The sequence below is a fragment of the Nostoc sp. KVJ20 genome (genome assembly GCF_001712795.1).
GTDB lineage: Bacteria > Cyanobacteriota > Cyanobacteriia > Cyanobacteriales > Nostocaceae > Nostoc.
Window position 1 is genome coordinate 1 of sequence record NZ_KV757656.1, and the last position, 8,491, is coordinate 8,491.

8 protein-coding genes are annotated in these 8,491 nt (G+C 42.1%); 5 read left to right on the forward strand and 3 right to left on the reverse strand.

Annotated elements, in window-relative coordinates; genetic code table 11:
- Positions 1–232: 232 nt before the first annotated feature.
- From A4S05_RS23645 to A4S05_RS23655, 3 genes are all read left to right on the forward strand, one after another.
- Positions 233–2,137, forward strand: coding sequence for a hypothetical protein (locus A4S05_RS23645; protein WP_069072238.1), 1,905 nt, complete (start codon positions 233–235; stop codon positions 2,135–2,137).
- Between the two features lie 94 nt (positions 2,138–2,231).
- Complete coding sequence (locus A4S05_RS23650) at positions 2,232–2,438, forward strand: hypothetical protein (protein ID WP_069072239.1); 207 nt, start codon at positions 2,232–2,234, stop codon at positions 2,436–2,438.
- 51 nt (positions 2,439–2,489) lie between these two features.
- A complete protein-coding gene (locus tag A4S05_RS23655) occupies positions 2,490–2,696 on the forward strand; it encodes a hypothetical protein (protein ID WP_069072240.1) in 207 nt (68 codons plus the stop codon).
- Positions 2,697–2,761: 65 nt separating this feature from the next.
- Here A4S05_RS23655 and A4S05_RS23660 read toward each other — a convergent pair whose 3' ends face one another.
- Genes A4S05_RS23660 through A4S05_RS23670 form a run of 3 tightly spaced genes read right to left on the reverse strand, consistent with a single transcriptional unit; the run spans position 2,762 to position 4,738 of the window.
- The gene (locus tag A4S05_RS23660) at positions 2,762–3,505 is read right to left on the reverse strand and encodes a hypothetical protein (RefSeq protein ID WP_069072241.1); all 744 of its coding nucleotides are present in this window, start codon (positions 3,503–3,505) and stop codon (positions 2,762–2,764) included.
- The gene (locus A4S05_RS23665; protein ID WP_069072242.1) at positions 3,489–4,310 is read right to left on the reverse strand and encodes a hypothetical protein; all 822 of its coding nucleotides are present in this window, start codon (positions 4,308–4,310) and stop codon (positions 3,489–3,491) included. The genes A4S05_RS23660 and A4S05_RS23665 overlap by 17 nt, the downstream gene beginning before the upstream one ends.
- Positions 4,307–4,738: a hypothetical protein gene (locus tag A4S05_RS23670; protein ID WP_069072243.1), complete on the reverse strand. Its 432-nt coding sequence runs from the start codon at positions 4,736–4,738 to the stop codon at positions 4,307–4,309. Before A4S05_RS23670 ends, A4S05_RS23665 begins: the two co-directional genes overlap by 4 nt.
- A 552-nt stretch (positions 4,739–5,290) precedes the next feature.
- Between A4S05_RS23670 and mobC the strand changes: the two genes are divergently transcribed.
- Together mobC and A4S05_RS23680 are read left to right on the forward strand one after the other, a co-directional pair.
- The gene (gene mobC / locus A4S05_RS23675) at positions 5,291–5,710 is read left to right on the forward strand and encodes a plasmid mobilization protein (RefSeq protein WP_069072244.1); all 420 of its coding nucleotides are present in this window, start codon (positions 5,291–5,293) and stop codon (positions 5,708–5,710) included.
- A gap of 10 nt (positions 5,711–5,720) precedes the next feature.
- Complete coding sequence (locus A4S05_RS23680; protein WP_069072245.1) at positions 5,721–8,357, forward strand: relaxase/mobilization nuclease domain-containing protein; 2,637 nt, start codon at positions 5,721–5,723, stop codon at positions 8,355–8,357.
- The last annotated feature ends 134 nt before the right edge of the window (positions 8,358–8,491 follow it).

The following is an 8,491-nucleotide window of genomic DNA, read 5'->3' on the forward strand; positions in this document are numbered from 1 at the left end:
TTAGTTGTGATTGCGGTTTGGGTGTTCGATATTGTCACCACCTTTGCGGCTCGTAACCCATTTGAATTTACAGCCCCGTTCATGATTTTGGGCTGCATATTGTTTAACATCGGCACAATGATGGCAGGTGAAATTGGGTTTGCCATCTGGCGGTTGACCAAAGATTAAAGTGAGTGCCGCTCAACAACTCTCTTCGTCGAGCGGCTTCTTAATTCAACAGGGCATTTGTTTTATGCAAAGCAATAATATCCCAAAAATTACAACCAAAGAAACTGAACATTTGCGCGAATCATATCCTAATTTGTCTCACTTGGAAGCCGGAAATATCGCCCAATGGCTGCAAGAGAGAAAAGATGGATTATTTGAAATGGCCCGAGTTTCTGAGAACGAGGCAGACATGACCCGTGTACTTGGCTTGCTGGCTTCTGGAATAGGAGCGGTTTGTTATGCGGTCAATCCTTTGGCTGTAGTTGGTGGTTTAATTGGCGGTGCTGCGTGGCTATGGTTTGTTGTCGAACACTCGAACCGCACTAAAGAAATTGCACCAATACCATTTGTACGTGGCAATTTTATAGACGCTCTAGCTCGTGCTGGTGACTATGATAGCCGGAGCAATTATCAAGCAGATCATCTTGCTAATACCGTCAAATTCCTAGAACGACAATCAGCAGAAGAGTACACCTTTCTTCATGCTGAATTTGAAAATATTGGCCAGTATTTAACGCAAGTTGAACCAGGAAAACGTTTTTATGCTTATCGTTGGATGTTTGGCTGGTTTGGCAAGCTTAAGGGTCGTCAGCTACCCACTTATCAAAGTATGGCTCTCCATTTACAGGATGTGACCATTGACAGCCGTGTGAATCTGTCAGAGATAAGTGCTATTGCACAAGCTCAAACCCAGTTACCACCCACCGTAGATATTAAGCAATTAACTTCACCACAAGTAGATATTCGGGACACTCACCAAGCGGCTTCTCTTTCTAAACCGGAGGAGTTACAGCCATCAGCTAATGGGCTTTCACCAGAGACTATAACTAATCTGACTTTGCCGAATAGAGCAAACGCACTCATCGCGGCTTTAACGAAAAGTGGTTTTCAAGTAGAAGATATGATGAGTTCCCAAGTCATTGCAATCGCTGGTACTCAGCGAGGTGGTAAGGGAACCTTAGCAGCAATCTTGGCAACATTATCTCTAGCTTTAGATGCAGGATTAAACACCCAATACTTTACAGCCGGGGTGGACGTTTACCCCTTTAGTTGCAATCTGATTTCTGCCCTTAAGTACCCTGAAAAAGATGCGGACGGTGCAGATAAACTAGTCGCCCGTGACTTGCTTAAATTTCTTAAAGGCTTAGATGCAAGTGAACCTTACTCCCACAAAAATTTACTGTTAGTCATTGATGAGGCGATGCGGTTGCTGTCCCTACTTGATGAGACAGATCGCACTTGGGCGATCCAATATTTACTTTCTCGCTTCGCCAAATGTGGCGGTACATTAATCATTGTGTTGCACGGCTCCAACTTAACTTCTGTGGTTGGCAAGGCGACAGCAGGACTAGCAGACACCTTTAAGCAATCGGTTAACTTTATTGGTTGTGTAGCTCAGTCTGTCAGCGCTGGCGGATTGCGAAAGATTAATGTTGCTAGTGGCGAATATTTCAAAGCCAACCCTAATAACTTTGCTGAACCTGTTAACGGTGGCAATCTGGGCATGATTCCAGACTGGCTAAAGATAGAGTTACACCCAGGCAATGGTCAGCCAGATCCAGCTAGAACGTTACTCAAATTTTTCCCGGAACTGGTGCAGCATCACCAGCCAGCAGTTATGCCCAGAGGGGAGAAAATTGCACCAGATGACGCAGTTAATCAGCTTGAGTCTATTTTCTCAAAGCCTACTCAAGATGTTGAAATTGCAGAGCTAGAAGAAGAACTGAGTATTTCTGAGGTGGATAAAAATCTGATTTTAAACATTGTTACTTCAGCCGTTGCAACACCAGTTAGTTTTGCTGCGATTAGAAATAGCCGAAGATGGGGTGAAGATAAAAGGAGTGTTCGCTATTTAAGGAGTGCGATTGCACAACTTATAGAATCCAAGCAATTGAACGGTAGTGAGAAGTTAGGGTTTACCGCTTTTTAATATTACTGCAATCTCAAAAAGCCGTTAAGAAAGCACTTAGTTCAAAGATATCAAGACATCAAAACTCTGAAATCCTAGTAATGGATTTACATCTATGCACCCAATTGAGTTTAAGAAAAAGTGGCAATTAACTTACAACGATTTAGCACTCGTCTTAGGTTATGAAAGTGATTTCACTGTCCGTTGTTGGGGGATAAATGGAGGGCACAAGCGCAATCCTCAAAAAGTTGTCTATGTAGTTTGCAGACTTCTAGATGAGAAGTGGTCAGCTGAGGGGAAAGTTATAGATTCTTACCTTTGATAATTTCTCTTTGCGTCTCTGCTAATTAATTACTTGAAATAGGTGAATACTATGCACCCAATAGAATTTAAGAAAAAGTGGCAGTTAACTTACGACGAGCTATCACTTGTCTTAGGTTATGAAGGTGATTATACCGTCCGTTCCTGGGGTACCAATGGAAGACACAAGCGTAACCCTCAAAAAGTTGTCTATGTCGCTTGTCGTCTTCTAGATGAGAAGTGGTCAACTCAAGGTAAACTTGTGCATTCTTACCTTTGATTATTTCTATTATTGGGGCAAATATTACGTTAAGCCTGTTTGCCCCAATCACTATATCTTGCCCTTTATCTTCGATTTCGGTCAGTCCCCAAACGCTTTTCTACCCGTTGTAGCTTGGCATTACTATAATCTGTACGCTGCAAAATTGCTCTCAAATAGATGTCGATATCGTTCGAGATATTTACCGGAATAAATTGATTGAATCCAAGGAAAATCAACAAAGTAAATAATGCACTAAACAACCCCATCGTCCCATATTTACTTATGGGTTCAGCGCGATAAACCTCTTTCTCTATGGTGATGGGTTCGGGGGGAGGGCTGTTCTTCAACTCCTGAATAACCGTAGTCAATCTCTGCGTGTGATTCAACAGTTGGTTCCAGTTCTGCTTTAATTCTGTTATCTCGCTCTTTAGCCCTTTGAACTCTAAGCTCTCTAATGTTGCTGTTGACTTGGGTGTATTCTTTAACTGCGTCATCAAGGGAGTTAATTGCTGCATCAAATCGGCGTTGTTCTTCTCGTACTCGTTCGAGGAGAGATTCTGATTCTTCAATTCCCCTGTCAGCATCTCGATTGTCACCATCGCTTTGCTGAGGAGTTGATTCTGAATTAAATTCGTTTGCGCCCATGCTTGTAACTCTGCCCTATCGCGTTCGCGTTCAGTTTTTTGTGACTGCTTAAAATTTTCAAACTCTCTATATAATCTGCCCAGTGCTATCTTCACCTCACCCTGTTCACTGCTCTCTACGGAATTGGCCGTTTCAGAGTAAGGATTGCTGTGATTGCCGTTGCCATTATTGTTGTTGCTCATTAGTTTTCTTTTGACCCCGACGAGAAGTAGACGCAGTAACTTTTGTCTGTTTTGAAGTTGAGGTGTTCGACTCAGCAGCAACTAGAACAAGAGGTTGTTGTAACCCTAGATAAGCTCCAGCTTTTTCTAGCTCTGGTTTAGCCTGATCTAAAAACCCACTCACTAGCAGGTAATCTCCAAAAGGAAAACCATTCTCTTCAGTCGCAGCCGAGTAAGGTAGACCTTTCTCTGTCAACGTGTCAAAGGTTGAGTAGTCTAGCTCTGGCATTTCTATTTCTATGCCTTTAAATTCTGCTATAGCTGCCGACGTTTTACTATTCTCCCAACGCTGAAAACCTGAACCTTTATCCCAACATAGATTTTTCACAATCACATAATCAGCTTGAGCGCCGCAGAACTCAGCCATAGTTTTTAAGCTGGTTATTACCGAGTACCCAAGGTTAAGCACAGTCACCAGCGTTACCCGATAACCTAAATCGCCTGCAATCTTGAATAGCCCAAACTTACTGATAATCTCCCTGGTTTTATTGCTTGATGCCCCCGGCATATCTACGATTACTGAGTCGGGTGATTCCGCTTTTATTTCCGTAAAGAAGCGTTTCGCCTCTGCCACCTCCAGGAAGTTCAACAGCCTTACCCCTGAGCCAAAATTTTGATAGTACTCGTACAGTTCTGGATTCTCTGTATCAGCGTCATAAGCTAGATAATTAATGCCCTTTGAGTGCATTACATCCAGCAATAAGCGAGTAAAGGCAGTCTTACCTGTACCACCCTTGCCCCCCAGTATCATCACGATGCGTTTCATATTTCGCTCCTATCAGTGATATTAAATTGGGAAGAAGTATTAGGAGTTGTTTTCTTTCGTTTACTAGTTTTAGTTGATGATGAGCCGGATGGTTCACTACTATCAATTGGTGAACTATCTGGCTCTACTGGTAAAACCGAGTCATTATTTGAGGTTGATGAATTACTCGAACTATTCTCCGTTACTGTTGAAGCTTTTTTATGAAAACTCTTCAGACCACTGGCCGCCAGTTCTACCCCATGACCTTTAAACACATCAGAAACATCGTCATAAGAATAGCCAGCATCTAACATATCTTGAATAGGTTTAGCCAAACTGAGAACTAAATCTGACAGGCTGATAGTTTTAGGTGTCGCAGCTTTCTGTTTGAGACTGGTTTGAATATCTTCGATTTTTGATAAAGGGACAGCTTTCGGTTTGCGCGACATATTCAGCATTAGTAATAAATTACTCCATTGTAAAAAAGTCGTGGTCAGAAAAAGTTTAAGTTTCTTGTCGTGATGTGACGAATATCAACAGAAAAAGGTTTGTATCCTCGTGAGGTAGACTAGTCTAAAAAAGCAGTTACCCATGAATCAACATCCTTCGTATCACTAGTATGGCCAGCATTGCCCAATAGATTCTGCCCTCGGTTACACTCTTGTTGTTGCACAGAGTCAATCGTGGTTCGCCAAAGTCTCGTACTCCTCCAGTCTCCCGTTGTGCCCCCTGGCTCTCGTTCCCCTAGCCCGTCGTGAGGGCATAGGCAAGCAATACGCTGTAACGCACTACGTGCTACTTTTACCTTCGGTAAAAGCGGCGTGGTTGCTTGTTGGGGGTATCCCCCAAACCCCCGGTTAACAGGTCTATTAAAGGGGAAGATAAGTCAACAAGAGGTTCCGGGTTATTCGCCTACCTGCTCGGCGCTCCGCGCCATAGCAGCTACAGCGAATAACCCGGTTAAAAAATGAATAAGCAGATAAATGAACTCCTAACTAGTTATGCAGTCAGACCCCCGTACCAATCTTAGTAATCAACTAGCTGACACATTAATCAATCGGTCAGTAGCACCAGATGATAAGCGAGAAGTGACCATCACGTTTAGGGCTAGCTATGCTGAAAAAGCGAGGCTAGAGCAACGGTGTACTGGAGTGGTGCCAAGCGACTATATAAGAGCGAGATTATTTGATTACCCTTTGCCACATCCTAAGTTAGTCATACCCGAAGTGAACCGACAGGCTATCTACGAGCTAAAGAAGATTGGTAACAACCTGAATCAGCAGACTAGAGCTATTAACGAAGCTGTGAAAATTGGTAGCCAACCCCTGAGTAATGACGTGAAGTCATATCTGAAAACTCTTGAAGAACTGACAGCACTTTTAGAGCAGACTCGCCAATCACTCACTCAATCTCCGGTATAGGTGCAACGCAATGATTACCAAAGTCAAAGCTAATAAATCATTTCGTGGAACTACTAAATATGTAATAGAGAAAGAGAAAGCCAAAATTATTGGCGGGAATATGTACGGGAGAAGTACCAATGAACTGGTAGAGCAGTTTACCTTATCAGCCCATCTTAACCCGCAGCTAAAAGACCCATGCTATCACTTAATGCTTAGTATACCGAAAAATGATAGAACGCTAAATGATGACGAATTAGCTAATCTGTCCCAACGTCACTTGGCATCGGTCATTGTACTATCGCGGCTTCAAGGTGATGAATCCCAAGTTAAACAACCAGACAAAAGAATATCAGATACCAAACTCAGACACTTAGTTGATGACTTTATAGAAACTGAACTACCAGCTTATGACTTCTTTATAGCGCGACACTCAGACAAAGAACATGACCACACCCATATCGTTGCATCTAGAGTCAATAACCTAGATGGTAAATCTATTCGCACTTGGAATAATTACGCTCACTCTGAACACTCTGCCCGACTGCTAGAGCGAGAATTTCAGCTAACTCAAGTCCAAAGTAGTTGGGAAAGCAAGCAAAAGGCTATGACTCGTAATCAGCTTGAACGAGTCGAGCGCGATGGACTTCCAGGCGAAGAAATAATGCGCCGAGCGATTGAGCAAGTGACAACAGATAAACCCACAATGCCCCAGCTAATTGAGCGTTTATGGAGAGAGTATCAAGTCAAAGCCATCGTAAGTTATTACGGTCACGGCGGCGTAAGGGGTATCAAGTTTGGTATTGATATTGGCTCAGTTAATGAAGATGGTAGCCCTCGCCTGCTCTGGAAACAGGGAGGTAATCTCAATAAATATAAGTGTTCATTTACAAAGCTCCAGACCGAATTTGGGATAAATTACGACCCAAAAAGGGACGATGGCGAAATTAAACGCTTAAATAATTTCTTAGAATCTGTAGATAATAGCCAAATTAATCAACAGCTAATACCAACCATATTACCTAAAAATGCTCAAGCCATAGCCGAAACTAAATACCAGCTAACCCCAGCTAAATCAGATGCAAAACAACGAGCCAGTTCAGAACTCATAAATACAATTTCTGACTTTATTGAACTATCAGCAGTTGAGTCAACTTTGATTGAAACATTGCCACAATTAACAGAACAACTGTCTGAGTATCAGCAAAATTTATCAGCCGTAAGAACCACATACGACGAGCTATTAGCGGCGATTGCTCTTAAGGAACAACTCTTATCACAAAGAACTGTGGATGCAATTGCTGACTTTATTGAACAGTCAGTAGTTGAGTCAACTTTAAGTGAAACGTTACCAGAATTAACAGAACAACTGTCTGAGTATCGGCAGCAGCTATCAGCAAGAAGAACCGCATTTGACGAGCTATCATCGGCGATTACTCAAGAGTTACAATCCCATGTAGAGGAAAAAGCCATTTCATCAATTTCTGATTATATTGAGCAATCGACTGTTGAATCGGCATTAACCCAAACAGTATTAGAATTAACGCAACAACTTTCTCAATACAAAGAGCAACTTGTTACAGCTAAAGCTACATTTAATGACCTGGATGCAGCGCTTGCGAATGAGTTACAATCGTATCTAGAGAAAAGAGCTATTTCATCAATTTCTGATTATATTGAGCAATCGACTGTTGAATCGGCATTAACCCAAACAGTATTAGAATTAACACAACAACTTTCTCAATACAAAGAACAACTCGTTACAGCTAAAGCTACATTTAATGACCTGGATGCAGTGCTTGCGACTGAGTTACAATCATATCTAGAGAAAAGAGCCATTTCATCAATTTCTGATTATGTTGAGCAATCGACTGTTGAATCAGCATTAACTGAAACAGTATTAGAATTAACACAACAACTTTCTCAAAATCAGCAGCAGCTATCAGCCGGAAGAACCATATTCGACGACCTGGAAGCAGCGATTGTTTATTTGGAGCAACTCCATAGATCACAAAAATCAGTGGATGCAATTGCTCTTAATAAAACTCCAACTATAACCACAGATGAACCAAAGCTAAAAAATAATCTTTCAGCCGAGTTATATGAGTATTACAGCGCCGACTTGCAAAACTTATTAGTGACTGACCGAGATAAAGAAGTCGCTATACGGGCGCTTATAGATGAGAAATCAACCCTGGAGGTTGAAGAAATTCTCCAAGCCAGTCCAGCCGGATGGACACAAGATGAAGCCATAGAATTGGTACTAATCGCTAGCAATCAACTGGCAACTCAAAAGTCAGAATCAGAACAGTCACTCGATGGAAAGCAGCGTATTGAATCGGAATTATTAGCGATGGCTGTGCCTATTGCTGTTAAATTAATCAACTGGCAGTTAAGAGAAAATGGTGAGAATAGCCTTAGATTCAAACGTGCCAATCTGGAGAAGCAGGATAAAGAGTTGGTATTTACCCATGATGAACGAGGTGAAATTTTTCGAGTGGCAGTCAACCGAAACCAGTCAGGTGAGCTTGAGTATTCACCAATTAATGTGGGAAAAATAGAGAAAGAAGATATTCAATTTTGGTCAGAGGCAGACCGCGTATTACAACAAATAATATCAGAAGTAGAACAACAAGAAAGAAGACAAAATAGAGGAATCTCTCTCTAGGCGATGGCGCAACTCTTAACCGCTTCGCTCAAATAGGCATCACCGTGGTCGGGTAGCAGGACTATAGCGATATAGTCCTGCTACCCGGCGTAAATAGAAGGTTCGTGCAATGAGGGGCAACCTATAGCTAAAAA

What these genes read in the sequence shown, in the direction of transcription:
- A4S05_RS23680 (WP_069072245.1), top strand. Translation starts at nt 5,721, where the DNA reads ATGATTACCAAAGTCAAAGCTAATAAATCATTTCGTGGAACTACTAAA.
- A4S05_RS23645 (WP_069072238.1), top strand. Translation starts at nt 233, where the DNA reads ATGCAAAGCAATAATATCCCAAAAATTACAACCAAAGAAACTGAACAT.
- mobC (WP_069072244.1), top strand. Translation starts at nt 5,291, where the DNA reads ATGCAGTCAGACCCCCGTACCAATCTTAGTAATCAACTAGCTGACACA.
- A4S05_RS23670 (WP_069072243.1), bottom strand. Translation starts at nt 4,738, where the DNA reads ATGTCGCGCAAACCGAAAGCTGTCCCTTTATCAAAAATCGAAGATATT.
- A4S05_RS23655 (WP_069072240.1), top strand. Translation starts at nt 2,490, where the DNA reads ATGCACCCAATAGAATTTAAGAAAAAGTGGCAGTTAACTTACGACGAG.
- A4S05_RS23665 (WP_069072242.1), bottom strand. Translation starts at nt 4,310, where the DNA reads ATGAAACGCATCGTGATGATACTGGGGGGCAAGGGTGGTACAGGTAAG.
- A4S05_RS23660 (WP_069072241.1), bottom strand. Translation starts at nt 3,505, where the DNA reads ATGAGCAACAACAATAATGGCAACGGCAATCACAGCAATCCTTACTCT.
- A4S05_RS23650 (WP_069072239.1), top strand. Translation starts at nt 2,232, where the DNA reads ATGCACCCAATTGAGTTTAAGAAAAAGTGGCAATTAACTTACAACGAT.